Source organism: Streptosporangium sp. NPDC001559 (assembly GCF_042893955.1).
Classification (GTDB): Bacteria; Actinomycetota; Actinomycetes; order Streptosporangiales; family Streptosporangiaceae; genus Streptosporangium.
This window is the reverse complement of the sequence record NZ_JBIAVG010000016.1, coordinates 18,050-41,936: the sequence shown is the minus strand read 5'-3', so window position 1 is coordinate 41,936 and position 23,887 is coordinate 18,050. Positions and strand designations below refer to the sequence as shown.

The 23,887-nt window shown below is 69.4% G+C and carries 16 protein-coding genes; 5 read left to right on the top strand and 11 right to left on the bottom strand.

Features of this window, described 5'->3' with window-relative positions; genetic code table 11:
- Window positions 1–135: 135 nt before the first annotated feature.
- The 3 genes from ACFYY8_RS30785 to ACFYY8_RS30775 all read right to left on the bottom strand — a co-directional run bounded on the left by ACFYY8_RS30785 (window position 136) and on the right by ACFYY8_RS30775 (window position 4,356).
- Window positions 136–2,976 carry a vitamin B12-dependent ribonucleotide reductase gene (locus tag ACFYY8_RS30785; RefSeq protein ID WP_390046958.1) on the bottom strand — a complete coding sequence of 947 codons (2,841 nt, stop codon included), beginning with the start codon at window positions 2,974–2,976 and terminating at the stop codon, window positions 136–138.
- Window positions 2,977–3,060: 84 nt separating this feature from the next.
- Complete coding sequence (gene nrdR / locus ACFYY8_RS30780; RefSeq protein WP_184715543.1) at window positions 3,061–3,522, bottom strand: transcriptional regulator NrdR; 462 nt, start codon at window positions 3,520–3,522, stop codon at window positions 3,061–3,063.
- A gap of 414 nt (window positions 3,523–3,936) precedes the next feature.
- Complete coding sequence (locus ACFYY8_RS30775) at window positions 3,937–4,356, bottom strand: hypothetical protein (protein WP_390046956.1); 420 nt, start codon at window positions 4,354–4,356, stop codon at window positions 3,937–3,939.
- 199 nt (window positions 4,357–4,555) lie between these two features.
- Here ACFYY8_RS30775 and lexA point away from each other — a divergent pair, with 199 nt between their 5' ends.
- Window positions 4,556–5,266, top strand: coding sequence for a transcriptional repressor LexA (lexA, locus tag ACFYY8_RS30770; protein WP_390046954.1), 711 nt, complete (start codon window positions 4,556–4,558; stop codon window positions 5,264–5,266).
- A 76-nt stretch (window positions 5,267–5,342) separates the two neighbouring features.
- Here lexA and leuS read toward each other — a convergent pair whose 3' ends face one another.
- Window positions 5,343–7,829 (bottom strand): leucine--tRNA ligase, encoded by a 2,487-nt coding sequence (leuS, locus tag ACFYY8_RS30765; protein ID WP_390046952.1) that lies wholly within the window; start codon window positions 7,827–7,829, stop codon window positions 5,343–5,345.
- A gap of 539 nt (window positions 7,830–8,368) precedes the next feature.
- On the opposite strand from leuS, the gene ACFYY8_RS30760 reads away from it, so the two are divergent.
- Window positions 8,369–10,705: a hypothetical protein gene (locus ACFYY8_RS30760; RefSeq protein ID WP_390046950.1), complete on the top strand. Its 2,337-nt coding sequence runs from the start codon at window positions 8,369–8,371 to the stop codon at window positions 10,703–10,705.
- Between the two features lie 15 nt (window positions 10,706–10,720).
- Here the strand turns inward: ACFYY8_RS30760 and ACFYY8_RS30755 are convergent, their stop codons facing one another.
- The gene (locus tag ACFYY8_RS30755; protein ID WP_390046948.1) at window positions 10,721–11,953 is read right to left on the bottom strand and encodes a cytochrome P450; all 1,233 of its coding nucleotides are present in this window, start codon (window positions 11,951–11,953) and stop codon (window positions 10,721–10,723) included.
- Window positions 11,954–12,175: 222 nt separating this feature from the next.
- A complete protein-coding gene (locus ACFYY8_RS30750) occupies window positions 12,176–13,747 on the bottom strand; it encodes a GMC family oxidoreductase (RefSeq protein WP_390046946.1) in 1,572 nt (523 codons plus the stop codon).
- Between the two features lie 177 nt (window positions 13,748–13,924).
- Here ACFYY8_RS30750 and ACFYY8_RS30745 point away from each other — a divergent pair, with 177 nt between their 5' ends.
- The gene (locus ACFYY8_RS30745) at window positions 13,925–15,460 is read left to right on the top strand and encodes a long-chain fatty acid--CoA ligase (protein ID WP_390046944.1); all 1,536 of its coding nucleotides are present in this window, start codon (window positions 13,925–13,927) and stop codon (window positions 15,458–15,460) included.
- A gap of 131 nt (window positions 15,461–15,591) precedes the next feature.
- Here the strand turns inward: ACFYY8_RS30745 and ACFYY8_RS30740 are convergent, their stop codons facing one another.
- The 3 genes from ACFYY8_RS30740 to ACFYY8_RS30730 all read right to left on the bottom strand — a co-directional run bounded on the left by ACFYY8_RS30740 (window position 15,592) and on the right by ACFYY8_RS30730 (window position 20,042).
- Window positions 15,592–16,851 (bottom strand): class I SAM-dependent methyltransferase, encoded by a 1,260-nt coding sequence (locus ACFYY8_RS30740; RefSeq protein ID WP_390046942.1) that lies wholly within the window; start codon window positions 16,849–16,851, stop codon window positions 15,592–15,594.
- A 12-nt stretch (window positions 16,852–16,863) separates the two neighbouring features.
- Complete coding sequence (locus ACFYY8_RS30735) at window positions 16,864–18,222, bottom strand: FAD-dependent oxidoreductase (protein WP_390046940.1); 1,359 nt, start codon at window positions 18,220–18,222, stop codon at window positions 16,864–16,866.
- 161 nt (window positions 18,223–18,383) lie between these two features.
- Window positions 18,384–20,042 (bottom strand): protein kinase, encoded by a 1,659-nt coding sequence (locus ACFYY8_RS30730; RefSeq protein ID WP_390046938.1) that lies wholly within the window; start codon window positions 20,040–20,042, stop codon window positions 18,384–18,386.
- 183 nt (window positions 20,043–20,225) lie between these two features.
- Between ACFYY8_RS30730 and ACFYY8_RS30725 the strand changes: the two genes are divergently transcribed.
- A complete protein-coding gene (locus tag ACFYY8_RS30725; RefSeq protein WP_390046936.1) occupies window positions 20,226–21,359 on the top strand; it encodes a CaiB/BaiF CoA transferase family protein in 1,134 nt (377 codons plus the stop codon).
- On the opposite strand, the gene ACFYY8_RS30720 is transcribed toward ACFYY8_RS30725, so the two are convergent.
- On the bottom strand, window positions 21,356–21,832 hold the full coding sequence (locus ACFYY8_RS30720) for a GyrI-like domain-containing protein (RefSeq protein ID WP_390046934.1): 477 nt from the start codon (window positions 21,830–21,832) through the stop codon (window positions 21,356–21,358). The two genes, ACFYY8_RS30725 and ACFYY8_RS30720, sit on opposite strands and share 4 nt — an antisense overlap.
- Window positions 21,833–21,993: 161 nt before the next feature.
- Here ACFYY8_RS30720 and ACFYY8_RS30715 point away from each other — a divergent pair, with 161 nt between their 5' ends.
- Window positions 21,994–23,433 carry a GuaB1 family IMP dehydrogenase-related protein gene (locus ACFYY8_RS30715; RefSeq protein ID WP_390046932.1) on the top strand — a complete coding sequence of 480 codons (1,440 nt, stop codon included), beginning with the start codon at window positions 21,994–21,996 and terminating at the stop codon, window positions 23,431–23,433.
- Window positions 23,434–23,491: 58 nt separating this feature from the next.
- On the opposite strand, the gene ACFYY8_RS30710 is transcribed toward ACFYY8_RS30715, so the two are convergent.
- The gene (locus ACFYY8_RS30710) at window positions 23,492–23,635 is read right to left on the bottom strand and encodes a hypothetical protein (RefSeq protein WP_390046930.1); all 144 of its coding nucleotides are present in this window, start codon (window positions 23,633–23,635) and stop codon (window positions 23,492–23,494) included.
- Window positions 23,636–23,887 lie beyond the last annotated feature (252 nt).

Genomic DNA, 23,887 nt, shown 5'->3' with positions numbered 1-23,887 from the left:
GGCACCACTGTGCCGTCTCCACTCACTGGAGACTCAACTCCCTTTCCCCGCGCCACTCCCTTTGCCCGTGACCGGGAGAGACGACGGGGAGCCGGTGAGCCATGTGGCTCACCGGCTCCCCGGTTCACGGACGTGTCAGCTGCAGCCGCTGGTCGAGCCGCAGCCCTCGCAGACGTAGCAACTGCCCGCGGGACGCATCTTGGTGCCGCAGGTCATGCACAGCGGCGCGTCGGCGGTGCGGCCCTGGTGCGACTCCAGGGAGCCCGCGGCGCGCTCGGGGGCGGCCACCTCGACGGTCTGGGTGCGGGTCTCGGATCGGGGCTGGGGCCGCTCGATGGGCGCGGAGGTGGCCAGCTCGGCGATGACCTCGTCCGCGGCGATCGGGGCCGGGTCCTCGCCCCGCTGCTGGGCGGCGCGCTCGGAGGCCGAGAAGATCCCCAGGGCGGCCCGCTCGTCGTAGGGCAGGTGGTCGAGCGCCAGGCGACGGAAGATGTAGTCCATCACCGAGGCGGCCATCCGGATGTCCGGGTCGTCGGTCATGCCCGCCGGGTCGAAGCGCATGTTGACGAACTTGCCCACGTAGGTCTCCAGCGGCACTCCGTACTGCAGGCCGATGGAGATGGCCACGGAGAAGGCGTCCATGACGCCCGCCAGGGTGGAACCCTGCTTGGACATCTTCAGGAAGACCTCGCCGAGACCGTCGTCGGGGTAGGACGAGGCGGTCATGTAGCCCTTGGCGCCGCCCACGGTGAAGCGGGTGGTGGTGCTGGGCCGCTGGTTCGGCATCCGGCGCCTGGTCGGACGGCTGACCTCGACGACCTGGACCTCGGGCTCGGCCGGCTCGGCCTTCTCCTCGGCCTTCTTGCCCGCCGCGGACAGCGGCTGGCCGACCTTGCAGTTGTCGCGGTAGACGGCCAGGGCCTTCAGGCCGAGCTTCCAGCCCTCCATGTAGACCTGCTCGATGTCCTCGACCGTCGCGGACTCGGGCAGGTTGACGGTCTTGGAGATGGCGCCGGACAGGAACGGCTGGGCCGCGGCCATCATCCGCACGTGGCCCATCGGAGCGATGGCCCGCTCGCCCATGGCGCAGTCGAACACCTCGTAGTGCTCGGGCCGAAGGCCGGGGGCGTCCACGACGTGGCCGTGCGCGGCGATGTACTCGACGATCGCCTCGACCTGCTCCTCCTGGTAGCCGAGCTGGCGCAGCGCCCGCGGGATCGTCTGGTTGACGATCTGCATGGAGCCGCCGCCGACGAGCTTCTTGAACTTGACCAGGGCGAGGTCGGGCTCGATGCCGGTGGTGTCGCAGTCCATCATCAGGCCGATGGTGCCGGTCGGCGCGAGCAGCGAGGCCTGGGCGTTGCGGTAGCCGTTCTTCTCGCCGAGCTTGAGGCAGTCGGCCCACTGGCGGGAGGCCTCGGTGTGGATGACCCGGTCCATCCCGCCCAGCGTGCGCAGGTCGTCGTTGGCCGCGGCGTGCTTGCGCATAACGCGCTTGTGCGCCTCGGCGTTGCGGGCGTAGCCCTCGTACGGCCCGACGACCGAGGCCAGCTCGGCGCTGCGGCGGTAGGAGGCGCCGGTCATCAGCGAGGTGATGGCCCCGGCGATGGCCCGGCCGCCCTCGGAGTCGTAGGCGTGGCCGGTGGCCATGAGCAGCGCGCCCAGGTTGGCGTAGCCGATGCCGAGCTGACGGTAGGCCCGGGTGGTCCGGTCGATCTTCTCGGTCGGGAAGTCGGCGAAGGTGATGGAGACGTCCATCGCGGTGATGATCAGCTCGGTGAGCTTCACGAAGGCCGCGACGTCGAAGGTGTCGTCGTCCCTGAGGAACTTCAGCAGGTTGATGCTGGCCAGGTTGCAGGAGGAGTTGTCCAGGTGGAGGTACTCGGAGCAGGGGTTGCTCGCCGTGATGCGGCCGGTCTCCGGGCTGGTGTGCCAGTCGTTGATCGTGTCGTCGTACTGGACGCCGGGGTCCGCGCACTCCCAGGCGGCCTGGGCCATCTTCCTGAACAGGGACTTGGCGTCGACCTTCTCGATCACCTCGCCGGTGAGGCGGGCGCGCAGCCCGAAGTCACCGCCGTTCTCGACGGCACGCATGAACTCGTCGGAGACGCGCACGGAGTTGTTGGCGTTCTGGTACTGGACGGAGACGATGTCCTTGCCGCCCAGGTCCATGTCGAACCCGGCGTCGCGCAGCGCGCGGACCTTGTCCTCCTCGCGCGCCTTGGTCTCGATGAACTCCTCGATGTCGGGGTGGTCGACGTCCAGGACGACCATCTTGGCCGCGCGGCGGGTGGCGCCGCCGGACTTGATGGTGCCCGCCGAGGCGTCGGCGCCGCGCATGAAGGAGACGGGGCCGCTGGCCGTACCGCCGCTGGAGAGCAGTTCCTTGGAGGAACGGATCCGGGAGAGGTTCACCCCCGAGCCCGAACCGCCCTTGAAGATCACACCCTCTTCCTTGTACCAGTCGAGGATGGACTCCATCTGGTCGTCGACGGCCAGGATGAAACAGGCGCTGACCTGCTGCGGCGAGGCGGTTCCGACGTTGAACCAGACCGGCGAGTTGAAGCTGAAGACCTGGTTGACCAGGGCGTGCTTGAGCTCGTGGTCGAAGATCTCGGCGTCCTCCTCGGTCGCGAAGTAGCCCTCCTCGACCGCGGTCCTGGTGTAGACGCCGACCACCCGGTCGACGAGCTGCTTCAGGCTCCACTCGCGCTGCGGGGTGCCGACGGCGCCCCGGAAGTACTTGGTGGTCACGATGTTGGCGGCGTTGACCGACCAGGAGTCGGGGAACTCGACGCCCCGCTGCTCGAAGTTGACCGAGCCGTCCCGCCAGTTGGTCATGACGACGTCACGGCGCTCCCAGGTCACCTGGTCGTACGGGTGCACTCCGGGCGTGGTGAAGATGCGCTTCATCTTCAGTCCCTTGCGTGGCCGCTTACCCCCGCGCGCGACCGCGCCGTTGACCGTCTCCGTCATGACTTCCCCCTTCCGGGGCTCCACAGAGCCCCCAGTCGGACCAGTTCAACGCGCCGCGTACTCCCCCGGCGCCCGGGGACTGACTCAGTCGCGCCGTGCGGAACGCTCGGCGCGCAGCTGTTCGATCTCAGCCTCGAAGTCGGCCAGGGTCTCGAAGCCCCGGTAGACGGAGGCGAAACGCAGGTATGCCACCTCGTCGAGCTCGCGGAGCGGGCCCAGGATCGCCAGCCCCACCTCGTGGGCCGCGATCTCCGCGGCCCCGGTCGCCCGGATGCTCTCCTCGACCCGCTGGCCGAGCTGGGCCAGCGAGTCCTCGCTCACCGGGCGCCCCTGACACGCACGCCGGACACCGGCGATCACCTTGTCCCTGAAGAACGGCTCGGTCACCCCGCTGCGTTTGCTCACCATGAGCAACACCGTCTCCTGCGTGGTGAACCTGCGCCCGCACTCCGGGCAGGTGCGCCTGCGCCGGATGGCGCTGCCGTCCTCGGTCGACCGGCTGTCGATGACCCGCGTGTCAGGATGACGACAGAACGGACAGTGCACGCGTGTCGCCTCCCTGACTTGCCTAGCGGCTCACCTTCCTCGCGTTGCTCCGCCTGCTCTGCGATCTCCGTGCGGAGACGCTCACGCACGCCCTCGAATGGTCGAGATGCGGTAATAGAAACACAATCTATGGTGGAGCGGAATGATGAAGCCACTAGATGTTGTGGTCCAACCGTAGGAGTGTCGGACCATGAACGCAAGTTAGGAAGGCCCTCCCGAGCGAAGTCGCCGATCAGCGCAGCTCAAGGGCGTCAGCCGGGCGTGTCGCCCTTCCGGTACGGCCCGCGGGCGCCGTCCCGACGTGCGGGCGCCCCTCCCCGGGGCACGCGAACGGGCCGATCACCGGGATCCATTATCGGGTGAGCCCGGGGCGCGTCGTCACGCTCCGTCGCCGGCACCCCCGCCCGGCCCTCCTCAGAGCGCCCGGGACCCCCACTCGCCACAAGACTCACAGAGGCCCGTGGAGACCCCCTGGAAAGCCCCCTGGGAGGCGAAGGCCGCGTCCAGGAGGGCACCCGCCCAGAAGGCCGCCAGCACGAGGAGCGTGAGCGCCAGGACCGCCACGACCCTTCCCCTGCGGGTCAGCCTGACCGGGGCGCGCCCCCGCCGGACGGTCGCGCGCGCCGCCCTCCCCCCGGCGACGGCCCGCCTCCGCGGAGCCGCCGGAACCGTACGGCCCGCACGTCCCGCGGCCGTCCCACGGGGGCGCGCGACGGGCCGCCCGCCCCCGGCCGCCCCACGGCCCGCGTCCCTGGCGGCCGTCTCCCCGGTGCCCCTGACCAGCGTCAACGTGGGCCTGGTTGTCCTCGTGGCCGCCTTCACGGTGCCCCCCATCTCTTCGACCTGGCCGAACACATGTCGAAGAAAGATCGGCGAATCGAACACGATGTCGATCGAACTCCCGTACGATGTTGTACACCACGCCGCCACCGATTTCGAGGACCATTCGAACAAATGTTTGAGTATGATCTTCGGCGGAGGTACGGTCGCTGTGTGCGACGCAACCAATACAGACCGGGAGCGAGGAGATCATATGAGTGAGCGCGACGAGAGCGGCGCGGCCGTCAGTGACCTGGCGGTGCGCAGGCGTGACTCCCTCGGCCTCACCCCCAGACAGCGCAAGATCCTTGAGGTGATCCGCGACTCGGTGCAGCAGCGCGGCTACCCGCCGTCGATGCGCGAGATCGGCGAGGCGGTGCAGCTGACCAGCACCTCCAGCGTGTCGCACCAGCTGACGGCCCTGCAGCGCAAGGGCTACCTGCGCCGCGACCCGCACCGCCCGCGTGCCCTGGAGGTGCGCCTGCCCGGCGAGCCGGTGCTGTGGGTCGACCCCGACGCGAACGCCGATGAGACCTCGGTCAACCGCCCGACCGCGGCCTACGTGCCGCTCGTCGGCCGGATCGCCGCCGGTGGCCCGATCCTCGCCGAGGAGAGCGTGGAGGACGTCTTCGCCCTGCCCAAGCAGCTCGTCGGCGAGGGCACCCTCTTCCTGCTCCAGGTCACGGGCGACTCCATGATCGACGCCGCGATCGCCAACGGCGACTGGGTGGTCGTCCGCCAGCAGCCCGTCGCCGACAACGGCGACGTGGTCGCCGCGATGATCGACGGCGAGGCCACGGTCAAGACCTTCAAGCGCAAGGACGGCCACGTCTGGCTGGTTCCGCACAACGCGAACTACGACCCGATCCCCGGCGACGAGGCCACCGTCCTGGGCAAGGTCGTGGCGGTGCTGCGCAAGCTCTGAGGCGCCTCGACGGCATCTCTCCCGGAACGCGAGGAGTGACCCTCAAACCGAGGGTCACTCCTTTCTGCGTTCACGGTCAGGGAACGATGTTGACCAGCTTGGGGGCCCTGATGATGACCTTGCGGGGCGCACCGGACAGGAAGGTCTGCACCTTCTCCGACGCCAGCGCCAGGGCCTCCAGGTCGGCCTCGGAGATCTCCGGGGAGACCTCCAGGCGGTCACGGACCTTGCCCGCGACCTGTACGACGCAGGTGACGGTCTCCTGCACCAGCAGTGCCGCCTCCGCGACCGGCCAGCCGGCGGTGGCGACGGAGGCGGAGTGCCCCAGCCGCTCCCAGCCCTCCTCCGCCGCGTACGGCGCGACCAGGGACAGCATGACCGCCAGGGTCTCCGCGGCCTCGCGCACCGCCGGGTCTGCGGCACCGGGGCCCGAGTCGATGGCCCTCCTGGCGGCGGTCGTCAGCTCCATCATCCTGGCGATCGCGACGTTGAAGCGGTGCGAGTCGAGCAGCTTGGTGACCTCGTCCACGGTCCGGTGGACGACCTTGCGCAGCTCCAGGTCACCGGTGGAGAAGTCGGCGCCGGGCGCGGAGCCCGCACCGGCCTCGGCCATGACGCGGAAGGCCCTGGCCAGGAACTTCTGCGACGCGGCCGGGGAGACGTCGGCCCAGTCGATGTCGTCCTCGGGCGGGCCGGCGAACAGCACGGTCAGCCTGACCGCGTCGACGCCGTAGGTGTCGATCTGCTGGCCCAGGTCGACCCCGTTGCCCAGCGACTTCGACATCGCCTTGCCCTGGTTGATGACCTGCCCCTGGTTCAGCAGGCGCAGGAAGGGCTCGGTGAAGTCGAGCATGCCCATGTCGTGCAGGACCTTGGTGAAGAAACGTGAGTACAGCAGGTGCAGCACCGCGTGCTCGACGCCGCCGACGTACTGGTCGATCGGCCCCCACTTGCGGACCTTCTCCACGTCGAAGGGACCGTCCAGGTAGGTCGGGTCCACGTAACGCAGGTAGTACCACGAGGAGTCGACGAAGGTGTCCATCGTGTCGGTGTCACGCTTGGCCGCTCCGCCGCACTTGGGACAGGAGACGTTGACCCAGTCCTCGGCCGAGGCCAGCGGGGAGACGCCCTTGGGCGCCAGCGCCTCACCACGCATGTCGGGCAGGGTGACGGGCAGCTGGTCGTCGGGGACCGGGACCTCGCCGCAGTCCGCGCAGTGGATGATCGGGATCGGGCAGCCCCAGAAACGCTGGCGGGACAGCAGCCAGTCACGCAGGCGGAAGTTGACCGCCGCCCTGCCGGTCCCACGCCCGGCCAGCACCTCGGTGATCCTGTGGATGGCCTCGGCCTTGGACAGGCCGTCCAGCGGCCCCGAGTTGACCAGGGTGCCCTCACCCGCGGTGGCGATCCCGGTCTCCCCCGGGTCGGCCATGCCGGTGTGGACGACGACCCGTACCGGCAGGTCGAAGGCGCGGGCGAAGTCGAGGTCGCGCTGGTCGTGGGCGGGAACCGCCATGATGGCGCCGTGGCCGTAGTCGGACAGCACGTAGTCGGCCGCCCAGACCGGCATGCGCTCGCCGTTGACCGGGTTGATCGCGTAGCGGCCCAGGAAGACGCCGGTCTTCTCCTTCTCGGTGGACAGCCGGTCGATGTCGGACAGCTTCGCGACCTCGGCCCGGTAGGTCTCGAAGGCCTTCCGCTGCTCGTCGGAGACGATCTCCTCGGCCAGCGGGGCGTCCGGGGCGACGACGAAGAAGGTCGCGCCGTACAGCGTGTCGGGGCGGGTGGTGTAGACCGTGACCGGCTCGTCACGACCCTCGATCACGAAGTTGACGTCCGCGCCCTCGGACCTGCCGATCCAGTTGCGCTGCATGGTCAGCACGCGCTCGGGCCAGCCGCCCTCCAGCTGGACCATGTCGTCCAGCAGCCGGTCGGCGTAGTCAGTGATCTTGAAGTACCACTGGGTCAGCTCCCTGCGGACGACCTCGGCGCCGCAGCGCTCGCACCTGCCTCCGACGACCTGCTCGTTGGCCAGCACGGTCTGGTCGTTGGGGCACCAGTTGACCAGGCCGCCCTTGCGGTAGGCCAGGCCGCGTTCGAAGAAGCGCAGGAACAGCCACTGCGTCCACCGGTAGTAGGTGGCGTCGCTGGTGTGCAGGCGGCGGGACCAGTCGAAGGAGACCGCGTAACGCTTGTAGGAGGCCGCCTGGGTCTCGATGTTGGCGTAGGTCCACTCGGCCGGGTGCGCGTCACGCTTGATGGCGGCGTTCTCCGCGGGCAGGCCGAAGGAGTCCCAGCCGATCGGGTGCAGCACGTTGTAGCCGCGCTGGAACCAGTAGCGCGACACGATGTCGCCGATGGCGAAGGCCTCGGCGTGCCCCATGTGCAGGTCGCCCGAGGGGTAGGAGAACATGTCGAGCATGTAGCGACGCTCACGCGGGTCCGCGGGGTCGTCGGAGGCGTGGAACGGGTCCAGTTCCTCCCACCGCCGCTGCCACTTGACCTGCAGTGCCTGCGGATCGTAGTGCTGCTCGTCGCTGTTCACGTCGGCTCGCTCGCTCACGTCAATCTTCCCTCGGTATACGTCTGCTGCGATGATCTGACCCGTCCGGCCCAATAGAAAAACCCTCCGCTCATGCGAAGGGCAGCCGCACCGGCGGGCGTTTAACGCCGAGAAGGCCGATGCGGCCCGGTAAGCAGCAGGGTCGCGGCACGCATACGGCAAGACTATCGCAGTCCGCAAGCCGTATTCGTGGCCTGGGGAAACGAATTGGATCACGGTAAACGGAGGACGCCCGTCCGGCGATCCAGCACAATAAGAGCAATCACGTGCCTGGAGCGGGCCGAGACCTGATGGGGACACATCCGTTGTGACCTCGCATGTCCCGTCAGTTTACTCTTCTCACCGTGGCACACTCAGTCGAGCCGGGGCAGGGCCCGGATCCCTTGGAGGCCGGCCTGCCGATGCAGGATCCACCGACCGACCCCACAGGACTCCAGTTCAGGGGGGCGTTCTCCGGTTTCCCTGCGAACATCCCTGCCTCCCGTGAGACCATGCCGAATACCCATAATTCGGGCACCCGTGCGGAAGGTAAGGAAGCCATGGCCCCGGAGCAGCCCAGCCAGCCCCACCTGCCTCCGGCATGGCCGGAGGCGGCGGAGACGACGTCCGGCTGGGCGAACGGCTCCTTCGGCACCTCGTCGCCACGACTTCCCCTCCCCCATGAGGAGCCGGCCTCCCCCGCCGACGGTCAGGGGCAACCGGGCGCCGGCTGGGAGCAGGCGGGGGCGAGCACGCCCGAATACGGCTGGAGCCAGTCGACGCCGTCCCAGGTCCCCAACGGGGTCCCCAACGGAACTCCCAGCGGGTCCTCCAACGGCTCCGCGGCCCTCGGCGGCGGCTGGGACCAGGCGCTGGCCTCCCCTTCGGGGGGCGCGCCCGACGACATGGAGACTCCCCGGCAGGGCGTCCCCGCCCAGCCTCCCGTCACCGATCCGGCGTCCGGCTGGAACTCCCCGGTGGGGACCGGTTGGGACCAGGCAGCCCGTACGGCGCCCGCCGACCCCCGGGACCGCCCCGCCTCCAGTGCCACGACCAGCTGGAGCGACGCGTTCACCCCGCAGCCGAAGGACGCCCTCAGGCCGGACCCCGACCTGACCGGCGGATACGAAGGTCAGCTCCCCGAGGCCGTTCCCGTGAGTGCCGAGCCCCGATGGGACCCGCAGCCCCCGGCGGAGACGGCGCCCGCCGACAACCCGGTGTGGCCGCCCGCCACCGCCGAGAACACCGGGTGGCCGTCCACCACCCCGCAGGACGACGCCGTACGGCCGCCCGCCGCTGGAAACGCCTCCTGGCCGTCCGCCGCGCCGCAGGACAACGCCGTGTGGCCGCCAACGGCCCAGGCGAACGGTTCCGCCTGGCCGTCCGCCTCGGCCGAGAACACCGGATGGCCGCCCGCCGCGCAGGCCTCCGCTCCGGCCGCGGGGCTCACCGTGCCCACGGGAGACCCGGCGCCCGGGGCCACCGCGTGGCCGTCGGCCGTACCCGGGGACAATCCCGTGTGGCCGCCCTCCGCGGCCGAGGGAACCGTGCGGGACCCGCTGTCGCACACGTGGTCGACCCCTCCTCAGGAGGAGCCGGCCCGTGACGGCGCGCCCTTCGACGAGGGCGCCGCCCGGGGCAGCTTCGGTGTGCCGAACAACCCCGCCGTCTGGGCCCTCGCCGCGACGACCGCGCCCGAGCCCACCCCGCGTGCCGACCCGCTGACCGACCCGCTCAGCTCCCCCCGCAACGCCCCGCCGGTCGACCCGTTGAGCGGCCCGCTGAACAACCCTCTGAACGACCCACTGAACGACCCGCTGACGGCTCCCGCCTACGACGCGTCCGCGACACGGCATCCGGCCGACCTTCCATTCCCGCCGCAGGCTCAGCCCTTCGGGCAGCCTGGACAACCGGCTCACCCGGGGCATCCTGGACAACCGGGGCTGCCCGGGCAGCCGGCTCACCCGGGACAGCCCGGGCAGCATGAGTTCGGCCACCCCGGGCAGCCCGGCCACCACCTGAGCCAGGACCCGTCCGACCCCAACAGGCGTTTCGTCACGGCGGGCCAGATCAGCGGCCCGAAGACCCCTCCGCCCGAACGTCAGCAGGAGCTGTGGGACACGGTCTTCGGCGACAACTACCAGGCCATGGGGAACGAGGACGACTTCGACGAGCAGGGCAGGCCGGTCTGGGTCTTCGCGCTGGTCGGGTCGGTGGTGATCGCGCTGGTCGGCGCGTTGCTGTGGGCGTTCATGGCCGGTCCGCTCGCCGCGACGAACGAGGCGGACCCCGCTCCCAGCGCCAAGCCCTCCGCCACGTCCAAGAAGCCGCCGAAGTCCCAGACGGTCGGCCGCCTGCCGCGTTTCCCCGGCAAGGCGTCCCCGGTCTCGGGCACCCTGGCCGACCAGGCTGCGGCGATCAGTGTGGCGCGGCTGGGCGGAGAGTGGCGGGAGGACCAGCGCAGGACCGTGCCCACGGTCTACGGTTTCACCACCCGTCAGTACGTCGCCGCGGGCACCGACTCGGCCGGTAGGACACAGTTCGCCCAGCTGATGTCGGGGGTTCTCCCGCCCCGGCTGAAGGACAAGTACACCTCGCCGGAGAATCTCTCCCCCGTGACCAACGCGGTCGCCGCCTCGGCGCGCAAGAAGTTCTTCCCCGAGGACAACACCGCCCGCAAGACCGCCCAGCAGTCCCTGACCGTCAACGGCCTGCCCGGACAGCTGTCCGCCTACGAGATCACCACGGGCGACACGAAGACCACCATGGTCGTGGCGGCCGTGAGCACCGGTGCCGACCTTCCGTCGATCGTCTACATGTCGGTGCCCGACAGCAAGAAGGAGCTGCTGCCGGACATCAACACCGTCTTCACCTCGATCAAGGCGCTCTCCTCGTAGGGTCTGCGTCCGGTCTCAGAAGTCGCACTCAAGGTGCTTGATGCCGTTGATGAAGCTGGAGCGCAGCCGGACCGGTTCGCCGACGGAGCGAATGTGCGGAAGCCGGGTGAACAGCTCACGGAACATCACGGAGATCTCCCTGCGGGCCAGGTGCGCGCCCAGGCAGAAGTGCGGTCCCGGGCCGCCGAAGGCCACGTGGGGGCCGCCCGCGCGCCGGATGTCGAAGCGCAGGGGGTCGGTGAAGACGGCCTCGTCACGGTTGGCCGCCCAGTAGTAGAGCAGCACCTTGTCGCCCTCGCGGTAGAGGTGGCCGTTCATCTCGTGGTCGCGGGTGAGGGTGCGGCGCATCCAGGCCACCGGCGAGGCCAGCCGGAGGACCTCCTCGACCGCGCCGGGCAGACGGCCTTCGAGGTCGTCGAGGAGCAGCGCGCGCTGCTCGGGGTTGTCGGTGAACAGCTTCAGGCCGTGGGAGATGGCGTTGCGGGTGGTCTCGTTGCCCGCCACGACCAGCAGGATGAAGAACGAGCCGAGCTCACGCACGGTGAGCTTCTCGCCGTCGATGTCGGCGCTGGTCAGCGAGGTGATCAGCGGGCCGCCGCCCTCGGCCGCCAGGGAGACGACGAGGTCCTGCAGACACTGTCCGGCGCTGAGGAGCAGCTCGGCGGCACGGCTGACGTCCTCGATGAACTCGGGGTCGCCGCCGGACAGGATGACGTTCGAGGCGTCGAACACCGTCTGGTAGTGCTCGGCGCCGATGCCCATCATGTCGCAGATGATCTTCAGGGGAAGCCTCGTCGCGACCTCGGTGACGAAGTCACAGCCCGGCCCCTTGGCGATCAGGTCGTCCACGATCCTGGTGGCCTCGGCGCGCACGTCGGCCTCGAAGCCACCGATCATCCTGGGGGTGAAGGCCCGTGAGACGATCCGGCGGAGCCTGGCGTGCCGGGGATCGTCCATGTTGATCATCGATCCGAAGTACTCGCCGAACTCGGGGCTCAGGTCGTGGATGGCCGTCGCCCCACGCGCCGAGGAGAAGATCTCGGGGTTGCGGCTGGCCTCGACGATGTCGGCGTGTCTCACCAGCGCGTAGTAGCCCGTCCCCGGCAGGGCGAAGCTGATGTCGGGTTCGGTGAACCTCATCGGGGCGGGCTGGGCGCGCAGCAATGCGAAGGCCTCCTCCCGCTCGGCCATCGGACGCTCCCAGAAGGAGATTTTCGAGAGGTCGATGTCCGACAGTGAGACGGTCACCCCAGCTCCCCATTTGCCGATCCTGTCATGTGACTTTCCGTTCGAAGAGTGCTGAACGGGACCGTACGGACCGTGAAGGCCGGATGCTTCGATCACGGAGAACACACGCGCGCGCACCGGGAGTCACGACTCGATCCCATGGCGGAACCTAACACCTGCCCCATGCCGCGGGCCGGGATTCCCCGCAGAATCCCCCGTGAATCGAAAAGGACCCTTGGGAGGCTACGAACCTCCGGCGATCAGTTCGGCGGCCTTTTCCGCGATCATGACGGTGGGGGCGTGGGTGTGGCCCCGGTTGATCACCGGCATGACCGACGCGTCGGCCACGCGCAGCCCCTCGACCCCGCGGACCCGCAGGCTCGGGTCGACCACCGCGTCCGCGTCCTCGCCCATGCGGCAGGTCCCGACCGGGTGGTAGAGGGTCTCGCTGCGTTCACGGATCCAGCCGATGAGCTCCTCCTCGCTGTCGGCGCCCCGGTACGGGTTCATGGGCGCCCCCGCGAACGGCAGGAGCGCCGAGGTCGCGAACAGCTCCTTGGCCTTTCTCAGTCCGGCGACCTGTCTCCTGAGGTCGGCCTCCGCGGTGAGATAGGCGGGGTCGATGGCCACGTCACGCCCCTGGAGGAAGATCCGCCCCCTGCTCTCCGGCCGCAGGAGGATGGAGGCGATGGTCAGACCGTGCGCGAGTGGCCGGGTGAGCCCATGGTCGATGAAGGGCACGGGGGCGAAGATCAGCTCGATGTCGGGGGCCGGTTCGTCCGGCGAGGTCTTGATGAAGGCCACCGCCTCACCGACGTTCGAGGTGAGCATGCCGTTCCTGCCGACCAGGAAGCGAAGCAGGTTACCGACCGACTCGGCCTTGGCGAGCGTGACCGGTTCCGGGCAGTGCAGGATGACCCCGGAGGCGAGGTGGTCCTGGAGGTTGGCGCCGACCTGGGGAAGGTCGACAAGCGGTTCGATGCCCTGGGCGAGCAGGTCGTCGGCGGCTCCGACGCCCGACAGCATCAGCAGGTGCGGCGAGCCGATCGCCCCCGCCGACAGGACGACCTCCCTGCGGGCCCGCACGACCGTGCCGCCGTCCCTGCCGCCTCCGTCGTTCGCGGGGGCGCACTCGACGCCCGTCGCACGGCCCCCCTCGACCAGCACCCTGCGCACCTCGCGGGAGGTCAGCACGGTGAGGTTGGGCCTCCTGACGGCCGGCCTCAGGTAGGCGTCGGCGGAGCTGCAACGGCGGCCCCTGTCCTGGGTGACGGGGGTCGGGGAGCAGCCCTCGTTCGAGGGGCCGTTCAGTTCGTCGAGGCGGGCGAGCCCGGCCTCCTCGCAGGCCTTCAGGAACACCGGGGTCAGCGGATTGGGACTGCGCAGCTCAGAGATGCGGACCGGGCCCGCGGTGCCGTACACGTCACCGCGGTTGGAACCCACCCGACCCTCAGCCCGGCGGAAGTACGGCAGGACCTCCTCATAGGACCAGCCGGGCACGTCCCAGCCGTCGTAGTCCGCCTGATGCCCGCGCACCCACATCTGGGCGTTCATCGAGGAGGAGCCGCCGAGCATCCGGCCGCGTGGCCAGTAGAGCCGCCTGCCCGACAGGCCTGGCTGCTCGACGGTGGTGAAGTTCCAGTCGCAACCGGTCTTGAAGAGCCGGGCGAACCCGGCGGGCATCCTGACCTCCAGCTTGTCGGCCGGCCCGCCCGCCTCGATCAGCACCACCGTCGTCGCCGGGTCGGCGGACAGCCGGTTCGCCAGCACACAACCCGCCGACCCCGCCCCCACGATCACATAGTCGTACTCCACTGCGCACTGCCCCTTCGTCGCACGAACGGACGGCCCGCCTACCGTCGGTAAGCGGGCTCACATCTGCTTACCCTGAGGTGCTTTACGCGTCAATTCGTAACCATTGTTACCTACCGGTAGGTATCTCCGCCCTGAAAAGATGGCACGGGACAGATCCCGCCCTGGAGGAGGACGCCCATGCTCAATCTGTCGATCGTCCTGGAGGACAGTGCCCGCCAGCAGCCCGACCGCACCGCGATCGTCTTCGGCGACCTGCGGCTGCCGTACTCGCTGGTCGACACCATCGCCAACCAGGTCGCCAACCTGCTGGTCTCCAGAGGCGTCGGCAGAGGGGACCGGGTCGCGCTGGCCTGTCCGAATCTGCCCTACTTCCCCTTCGTGTACTACGGCATCCTCAAGACGGGCGCCACGGTCGTGCCGCTCAACGTGCTCCTGCAGCCCAGGGAGATCGCCTATCACCTGCGGGACGCCGAGGCCAAGGCCTTCTTCTGCTTCGAGGGCACACCCGAACTGCCGCTGGGCGAGCGGGGCAGGGCGGGCTTCGAGGAGTCCGAGCCGACCGAGCACTTCATCGTCCTGCCCGCCACCGCCTTCGCCACCGAGTCCGAGCACGGTGAGACCCTGTGGGCGGCGCTCGACGGCGTTCCCGGACAGTTCCAGACCGTGCAGACCGCACCGGACGACACCGCGGTGATCCTCTACACCAGCGGCACCACGGGGCAGCCGAAGGGCGCGGAGCTGAGCCACCAGAACATGCTGCTCAACGCCATGGTCTCGGACGAGATGTTCCCGCGCTCCGAGGGCGGTGACGCCTTCCTGGCCGCGCTGCCGCTGTTCCACTCCTTCGGCCAGACCACGGTGCTCAACCTGGGGTTCCGGCGCCGGGCGACCATCGTGCTCATGCCGCGTTTCGAGCCGGGTCCCGCGCTCGAACTGATGCGCGCGGAGAACGTCACGCTGTTCGCGGGCGTGCCGACGATGTACTGGGCCATGCTGACCAGGGTTCACGGCGACGGCGACACGGTCCCCTCCTCGCTGAAGGTCGCGGTCTCCGGCGGCGCCTCCCTGCCCGGTGAGGTGCTCAGGGACTTCGAGGCCACCTTCGGGATCGGCATCCTGGAGGGCTACGGCCTGTCGGAGACCTCCCCGGTGGCCAGCTTCAACCAGCTCGGCAGGCCGACCAAGCCCGGCACGATCGGCACGCCGGTCTGGGGCGTGGAGATGAGGCTGATCGACGGCGACTGGAAGACGGTCGAGGGCGAGGGTCCCGGGGAGATCGCCGTCCGCGGCCACAACGTGATGAAGGGCTACTACAACCGCCCCGAGGCCACCGCGGAGGTCATGAACGACGGCTGGTTCCGCACCGGCGACATCGCCGTGCGTGACGCCGACGGCTACTACTCGATCATCGACCGGGCCAAGGACATGATCATCCGGGGTGGCTTCAACGTCTACCCGCGTGAGGTCGAGGAGGTCCTGATGACCCACCCCGGCGTCTCCCTCGCCGCGGTGGTCGGAGTCCCCCACGACTCGCACGGCGAGGAGGTCAAGGCCTATGTCATCCGCGCCCAGGGGGCGACGCTCACCGAGGACGAGCTGGCCGCCTGGGCCAGGGAGAACATGGCGGCCTACAAGTATCCCCGTTTCATCGAGTTCCGTGAGACCCTCCCGATGACCGCGACCGGCAAGATCCTCAAGCGTGAGCTGAGGTAGGGAGCCCGGCCCCCCGTCGCCTCCGGGGCCGGCCCGAACCCGGAAGGCCGCGGCCCGCACCCCGATGGATGCGGGCCGTGGCCCCTGGTGAGGAGTCCGGTACGAAGCCCCCGCGAAGAGACCGGTTAGGGTCAGGGCCAGTCGAGAGCCGGACGCAGCGGCACACCGGCCACGCCCTTGTCGTCGAGCTTCACACCCAGGACCTGGTGGAGCTGGACCTTGTTGCGCTCGAAGCCGACCACGCACCCGGCCATGTAGAGCCGCCACACCCTGGCCGTCCCCTGTCCGACCTCCTCGACCGCCTCGTCCCAGTGGTCGTCGAGGTTGGCGCACCAGTGACGCAGGGTCTGCGCGTAGTGCTCACGCAGGTTCTCCTCATGGCGGATCTCGAAGCCGAGGTCCTCCATCTGCCGAACGAGGTGGCCGACCGACTCGAGCTCACCGTCGGGGAAGACGTAACGGTTGATGAAGCCGCCCGCGTTGATGGTCTTCTCCACGCCGGTGGGCCTGGTGATGCAGTGGTTGAGGATGCGCCCGCCGGGCACCAGCTTGCCGTACAGGAACTTGAAGTAGAACGGCAGCTGGTCCTTGCCGATGTGCTCGGTCAGGCCGATCGAGCTCACGGCGTCGAAGCCGCTCTCCTGGACGTCCCGGTAGTCCATGTGCCGGACCTCGGCCAGCTCGCTGAGCCCCGCCTCTGCGATGGCCTTCTGCGCCCATTCGGCCTGCTGACGCGAGAGGGTGACCCCCAGCGCCTTCACGCCGTACTCACGGGCGGCGTGCATGACCATGCCGCCCCAGCCGCAGCCCACGTCCAGCAGCCGCATGCCCGGCTTCAGGCCGAGCTTCTTGGCCACCAGGTCGAACTTGGCGTACTGCGCCTCCTCAAGTGAGGACTCCTCGGTCGGGTAGACCGCGCAGGTGTAGGCCATGGAGGGGCCGAGCACCCAGGAGTAGAACTTGTTGGAGACGTCGTAGTGGTGGTGGATCGCCTCGGCGTCCCGCTGCTTGGCGTGCCTGCTGCCCATCTTCGCGAGCATGCTGCGCCGTACCTCCTGGGGGGGAGGCGGCACCCGCATCATCAGGGGCTTGACGCCGAGCGCGCGGATCGCGGCGATCTTCTGCGCCGTGGTGATGTCGTTGATGGTGAGTGACCACATGCGCGCCAGCAGGGAGTACATGTCCCCGTCGACGTCGAGGTGTCCCGAGACATACGCCCTGGCCAGACCCAGCTCACCCGGAGCCTGGGCTAGATAGGCCACAGCGATCGGAGACTTGACCTCGACACCGATGTCGGCGCTGTCCGGACCCGCCTTGCTGCCGTCGTACGCTCTGAAACGAATCCCCGCCTCCGAGCCGACGACCATCTCGAAGATTTCTGCGAGTTTCACAGATTCAACCTCCTAACGCCCCCGCACACACTTGTCGTAGAGGTCGAGCAACCGGCCACCCGCGTCGTATGCCCGCTTTACTGGCCAGTAGGCCGTTCCGTTATAGAACTGCCAGAACTCGTCCTCCCCGTAGAACGACGTCGAGTACAGCGACTTGTGCCCCTCCAGCTCGTGCACCCTGCGTTCGATGAGACGGTTGTAGTAGCCGTCGAACTGCCCTCTGGGCAACGGCACCGTACCCCAGAAGCCGAAGTTGACGTACAGCCGCCCCGGCTCAAGGGGGTAGAGCGGCCACTGCCCGGTCGCCTTCAGGGGGCACATCCACACCGGCTCCATGCCGACCTTGTCGTGGAAGAACTCAAGGAACTCGGCGCCGCGCTCGACGGGCACCTCGATGTCCTGGATGACCGACTCCTGCAGCGGACGGCCACGCCAGCGGTCGACCCTGGCGATCAGGCCGTACTTGCGGTCGAGGCCCACGAGCCTGCGATAGACGTCCGAGCGCATCCACTTGCGCGGCATCAGCGAGCGCACCAGCGGCTCCTGCACGCCGAAGGCCCGCGAGCACCAGAACCAGTCGGTGTCCCAGCGCCAGATGTAGTCGCGGACGGTCAGCCAGTCACGGGTCCTGGTCTGGATCGACCGGTAGTAGATGCGCATGCCCGTGTAGTCGGACAGATAAGGCGCCTTCTCCGCGAAGCGCCCGACGGTGACGTAGAGCTCGCCGGGGCCGAAGAACGTGCCGTCCACGAAGTCGACCGGCTCGCCGTCGTGCTCGCCGCGCTCGCAGATCTCCTTCATGGCGATCATGCACTTGTCGGCGTCGGTGAAGGGGATGTGGGTCAGCCGGACGTACGGCTGCACACGCTTGAGCTTGATCCGGATCCGCAGCGCGTAGCCCAGCGTGCCGTAGGAGTTGGGGAAGGCGTGGAACAGGTCGCTGTGCTCGTTGTCGGCACGCGCGACGACGACACGGCCGTCGCCCGTGAGGATCTCCAGCTCCTCGACCGACTCGTGCGGGAGCCCGTCGCGGAAGCTGGTCGACTCGATGCCCAGCCCCGTCACCGCCCCGCCCAGCGTGATCGTCTTGAGCTGCGGCACGACGTACGGCATGAGCCCGTGCGGGAGGGTGGCGTCCACCAGGTTCTCGTAGGTGGTCATGCCCTGCACCTCGGCGGTCATCGCCACCGGATCGACCTCGATGACCCGGTCGAGGTCACGCGCGGACAGGCGCGCCCCCTGCGAGCCCTCCCTGAAGCGGAACAGGTTCGTGGTCGCCTTCGCCAGCCGTGGCGCGGAGCCGCCGGGAATCGCGGCGTAGGAGTCCCTGATCTGCTCAACGGCACGCCGATGTGCCGACATCTGTGTCATCTGTTCCACAGGTCCTCACCCCCAGGGCTCCCACAGTAAAGATCGCCTCTAGCACGTTATATCTCTGATGTCCCGGGAGCCATGCGGGACACGTTAAACGCGTGGAAACTCTACGGGGGTCCCGTCCCCTGCGTCTCTCCGGCCACCGACCTGCTCCGCCGTCACTCGCCTCCGCGCGGGTGGAAGCTGTCCATGACCTGGTTCATCAGGCCGGTTCCGGCCTTCCACTCGGAGGCCACGGTGGTCCAGCTCACCACCATGACCGTGTCGCCGACCCCGATGAACCGGCTGATCTCGTGGTAGGTGGTCCCGGGGGTCGCCCACGGCACACCGCCGACGTCCCTGGCCGTCCAGGTGAACTCCCACTGCAGGCCCGCGCCGTACTTCAGGGGGATGCGCTCCGTGCGGTCGGTGCCGATGTCGCTCCACTGCGCCGTGTTCTCCTTGACGGTCCGCTGGAGCGTCTCCAGGCTTCCCAATTGTCCGGGAAGCACCTCGACCGCCATGTGGGCCCGGCCGTCCGAGCGCAGCCACTGGGTGTAGCCGGTCTCCGGGGCGTAGTCCCCCTTCCAGCCCGCCGGGTAGCCGATGGACCAGTTCTCCGGGGACCTGGCCCGCCAGGTGCGCAGCCGGGAGGCCGGGGCGGCGGTCCTGGTCTTGACGGGGACCGGGGCGGGGGTTGCGGAGGGCGAGGTCGTCTCGGAGCTCACCTCGGCGACCGGCGAGGGGTCGCCGGAGCCCGCCGTCTCCGGGAACTGCGCCCTCACCGGTGAGACCGTGACGGTGTTCGAGTTCGCCATCGCCACCGCCACGGCGCTGCCGCCGACGACGAGAACCACCGCGGCGGTGATCAGCGCGGTCTTACCGCCGCCCACGCCGGCCTGCCGCCTGCGTCGCCGCCTCGCGGAGGACCCGGAGGCCTCGGCGGCCTCAGGGGCCTCGGGGATCTCGGTGGTCGCCGAGGTCGTGTGCTCCGCGCGCATGACGCGGCGCGGCATGGTCCCCGAGGGGTCGTTGATCGCCTCGGTCAGCAGCAGGTCGGCCTGCTCGGCGCTCAGCCTGCGCGCCGGGTCACGCTGGAGCAGCCCGGTCAGCACCTCGCGCATCGCCCGGGGCACCCGGTCGAAGTCGGGTTCCTCGGTGAGGAGCGCACCGAGGGTGGCGATGGCGTCACGGCGTTCGAAGGGGCCGTGGCCGATCAGCGCGGCGTACAGGGTGGCGCCCAGTGCCCACAGGTCCGACCAGGGTCCGACGTCACGGTTCGCGGCGCGTTCCGGGGGCAGGAAGCTCGGCGAGCCGGTCACCATGCCGGTCTGGGTGAGGGAGGTGTCACCCTCGACGGTGGCGATCCCGAAGTCGGTGAGCACGGCCCGGCCTTCGGCGTCCAGCAGGATGTTGCTCGGCTTGACGTCACGGTGCAGGATGCCCGCCTCGTGGGCCGCCCTGAGGGCGGACAGCACCTGACGACCGACCTCGGCGACCTGCCGGACCGGCAGGATGCCCGCCTCGTCGAGCCCCCGCGCCCTGACGAGTTCCATGACGATCCAGGGACGCCCGTCCTGCTCGGCGACGTCGTAGACCGCCACGATGTTGCGGTGGTTGAGCCTGGCGGCGGTCCTGGCCTCGCGAGAGGTGCGGGCGAGCTGGCGTTGGTGTTCCGCGGGGGCGAGATTGGGCGGCAGGAGAACCTCCTTGACCGCGACCGGGCGGTCCAGGAGGATGTCGTGCCCCTCCCACACCACCCCCATGCCCCCGCGGCCGAGCTCTCGAAGCAGCCGATAACGCCCAGCGACCACCCGTTCACTGTGCGGATATGTCATCGCACGACCCCTGTCCCATCCAGATAGGGCGCAAGTTTCCCATATCACTCGGACACCGCGTGGGTCACCGAGAGATGTCTTGCCAGAGAAAGCCGAACGTTGTTCTACTTGCCGGAAGGAGACTCTGGGACCTTACCAAGGGACCACCGGTCGTGACGGACCGATCATGAGGAGGACGCCCCGGTGGAGCACGTCACCAGGACCGGGCCGTTGGCCGGAGTGCGCGTGCTGGAGCTGGCCGGGCTGGCCCCTGGGCCGTTCGCGGGGATGATGCTGGCCGACCACGGCGCGCGGGTGCTGCGGATCGAGCGCGTCGCCGTGGTCGCCGCCGAGGCGGACTCCCCCCGGCGCCAGGTCATGGACCGGGGCAAGCGGACGATCGGCCTCGACCTGAAGTCCCCCGAGGGCGTGGCCGCCTTCAGGCGCCTGGCCCGGGAGGCGGACGTGGTCATCGAGGTCTACCGGCCGGGGGTCGCCGAGCGGCTCGGCATCGGCCCGGCCGACCTGCACGCGGTCAACCCGCGCCTCGTCTACGGGCGGATGACCGGCTGGGGCCAGGAGGGGCCGCTGGCGCGGACCGCCGGGCACGACATCGACTATCTCGCGGCCTCCGGCGTGCTCTCGGCGCTCGGCCGCGAGGGAGAACGCCCCCTGCCACCGGTCAACCTGCTCGGCGACTTCGCGGGCGGGGGCCTCATGCTCGCCTACGGCGTACTGCTCGCGCTCCTCGAACGCGAGCGCACGGGGCGGGGGCGGGTGGTCGACGCCGCCATGGTCGACGGGGCGGCGGCGCTGTTCGCGATGTTCTACGACCGGGTCCAGGACGGCTCGTGGGGGCCGCGCGGCACCAATCTGCTCGACACCGGCGCCCCCATGTACGACACCTACGAGACCGCCGACGGCGGGTTCGTCGCGGTCGGCGCGCTCGAACCGCGGTTCTGGGCGGAGCTGGTCTCCCTGATGGGCCTGACCGGCCTGCCCGACCGGAACGACAGGGCGAACTGGCCCGAGCTGCGGCGCAGGCTGACCGAGGCGTTCCTGTCCAGGACGCGCGCGCAGTGGCAGGAGGTGTTCGAGGGCTCGGACGCGTGTGTCTTCCCGGTGCTCGACACGGCCGAGGCGGCCCGGCACCCGCACAACAGGGCCCGCGGCACCTTCGTCGAGGCCGGAGGCGTCCTCCAGCCCGCTCCTGCGCCGCGCCTGCTCGGCGTCCCCGAGCAGGATCTCTCGCCCGCGACCCGGCTCACCGACCTGTCGTCCTGGGGCCTGTCCCCGGCCGAGCAGGCCAGGCTGCGCGAGGCCGGGGTGCTCTCCTAACCCCCGGGGCGCATCGAGGGGAAGACCGCGACGTAGAGGTCGGCGCCCTCGGCGTGGTGGATCTCCAGGTCGGTGGTGAAGGCGCGGGTGGGCGAGCCACCGGACTCGGTGTGCTTCCACACCTGCTGCCAGGCCTCAAGGAGCGCCCCCGGCATGGGACCGCGCGCCTCGACCTTCAGCGCCTGGACGCCGGGCACCCGTACCGCGACCATGCCCTCGGGCAGCGCGGCGGCGCTGCGCACGGCCACCCCGACGACCTGCGTGTAGGAGCCGTGGTGGTCGCTCTCGTAGTCGGTCAGCACGGCGTAGAGGTTCTCGTCGATCCGTCCCGGCACGTGCGCGAAGGCCCCGGGAGCACTCGCCCGCGCCCACAACGCGCCAAGCCGTCCCCGCCCCTGCTCCAGCTCCTCCGCGTTGGAGGTCCGTACGGCATGGCCGACGACAAGCATTTCGGACCGATCGACAACGATCACAGCGCCTCCTTACGGCCATCCAGTGAACTCCACTCAAACCGGATCTTAGTGCCCCCTCGGAGTGCCGGCTCCTCTTTGAGATCTTCAAAAGCGGGAAGGCCTATTCGTAACCATTCATCGGAGTATTTACCGGATCATTCACCGGAACAGGATGGAAGAACGTGAAATTTCTCAACGAGATGGTGCCTGCTCATGAGCTGACCTACAGCGATGTGTTCATGGTGCCGTCACGCTCCTCCGTCGGCTCCCGGCTGGCCGTCGACCTCTCGACCCACGACGGCACGGGAACGACGATTCCGGTCGTGGTGGCCAACATGACGGCCGTCGCGGGACGCAGGATGGCCGAGACCGTCGCCCGGCGCGGCGGGATCGCGGTGATCCCCCAGGACATCCCCGGCGAGGTCGTCGCCGATGTGGTCGACTGGGTCAAGAAGCGCGATCTGGTGCACGACACCCCGCTCACCCTCACCCCGCACGACACCGTCGGCAAGGCCCTGGGCCTGCTGCCCAAGCGGGCGCACGGCGCGATCATCATCGTCAACTGGGACAACCGCCCCGTCGGCGTGGTCACCGAGGGCGATTGCGCGGGCGTGGACATGTACACCCAGCTGTCCCAGGTGATGTCGGACCACCTGCTCACCCTGCCCGCCGGTCTCGACCCGCGCGAGGCCTTCGACCGCCTCCACGACGGACGGCACAGGCTCGCCCCGATCGTGGACGAGGAGGGCCGCCTGGTCGGCATCCTGACCAGGACCGGCGCGCTGCGGGCCACGCTGTACCGACCGGCGACCGACGCCGCGGGCAGGTTGCGCGTCGCCGCGGCGGTCGGCGTCAACGGGGACGTCGCGGCCAAGGCCAAGGAGCTGCTCGAAGCCGGGATCGACTGCCTGGTCGTGGACACCGCCCACGGGCATCAGGAGAAGATGATCGGCGCCCTGCGGGCGGTCCGCTCACTCGGCCCCGGCGTGCCGGTCGCGGCGGGCAACGTCGTCACCGCGGAGGGGGTGCGCGACCTCGTCGAGGCCGGGGCGGACATCCTCAAGGTCGGGGTCGGGCCGGGGGCCATGTGCACGACCCGGATGATGACCGGGGTCGGGCGCCCGCAGTTCTCCGCCGTGCTCGAATGCGCCGCCGAGGCCCGCCGTCTCGGCCGGCACGTCTGGGCCGACGGCGGTGTCCGGCACCCCAGGGACGTCGCCCTGGCCCTGGCCGCGGGGGCGGCGAACGTGATGATCGGCTCCTGGTTCGCCGGCACCTACGAGTCTCCCGGCGACGCGAGGACCGACGCCGAGGGACGCAGGTACAAGGAGAACTTCGGCATGGCCTCCGCCCGCGCCGTGAAACTGCGAACCGCGGAGGACTCCCCGTTCGAGCGGGCCCGCAAGGCGCTCTTCGAGGAGGGGATCTCCACTTCGCGGATGTATCTCGATCCGGCCAGACCCAGCGTCGAGGACCAGATCGACGCCATCGTGGCGGGGTTGCGGTCTTCGTGCACCTACGCGGGCGCCTCGACCTTGGAGGAGTTCCACGAGCGCGCGGTGATCGGAGTCCAGAGTTCTTCGGGCTACACCGAGGGCATGCCCCTGCACCAGAGCTGGTGATCCGGCCACCGCGTGCCGCTTTCGCGCCGGGGCGCGCTCGCCCCGGCGCGAAAGAACGTCACCTGCGGTAACGCGGCTGCAAAACGCGCTCCGCCCGGTCCTCCAGCTGAATCCGCCTGGCCGGATAACGAGTGAGCCTGCACAGCGCCATCAGCCCCGCCAGGGCCAGCACTGCTTCGATCATCATGATGAATGCGATCATTTCGGGTTCCTTCGCGGACCTGGCGCCGACGATCCCTGCCCACCCGCCGTCTGCGCCACTCGCAAGAACCTTAACAGTGGATCGGGTGATTTGTCCCTCGATGTCCACTTTCGTGGGAAAAGTTTTCACTTGGAAGCTTTCTCGCAGACTACCAGGGGCTGACAAGCCACGACCAGGGCGAACGCATGTCCCCCTCCCCACGGGGTAGCCGACGGCCCGAATCCCCGACCACACAAGGGAAGGCGAACGGAC

What these genes read in the sequence shown, in the direction of transcription:
- ACFYY8_RS30730 (WP_390046938.1), bottom strand. Translation starts at nt 20,042, where the DNA reads ATGACATATCCGCACAGTGAACGGGTGGTCGCTGGGCGTTATCGGCTG.
- lexA (WP_390046954.1), top strand. Translation starts at nt 4,556, where the DNA reads ATGAGTGAGCGCGACGAGAGCGGCGCGGCCGTCAGTGACCTGGCGGTG.
- ACFYY8_RS30760 (WP_390046950.1), top strand. Translation starts at nt 8,369, where the DNA reads ATGGCCCCGGAGCAGCCCAGCCAGCCCCACCTGCCTCCGGCATGGCCG.
- ACFYY8_RS30710 (WP_390046930.1), bottom strand. Translation starts at nt 23,635, where the DNA reads ATGATCGCATTCATCATGATGATCGAAGCAGTGCTGGCCCTGGCGGGG.
- ACFYY8_RS30775 (WP_390046956.1), bottom strand. Translation starts at nt 4,356, where the DNA reads ATGGGGGGCACCGTGAAGGCGGCCACGAGGACAACCAGGCCCACGTTG.
- ACFYY8_RS30735 (WP_390046940.1), bottom strand. Translation starts at nt 18,222, where the DNA reads ATGACACAGATGTCGGCACATCGGCGTGCCGTTGAGCAGATCAGGGAC.
- ACFYY8_RS30785 (WP_390046958.1), bottom strand. Translation starts at nt 2,976, where the DNA reads ATGACGGAGACGGTCAACGGCGCGGTCGCGCGCGGGGGTAAGCGGCCA.
- ACFYY8_RS30745 (WP_390046944.1), top strand. Translation starts at nt 13,925, where the DNA reads ATGCTCAATCTGTCGATCGTCCTGGAGGACAGTGCCCGCCAGCAGCCC.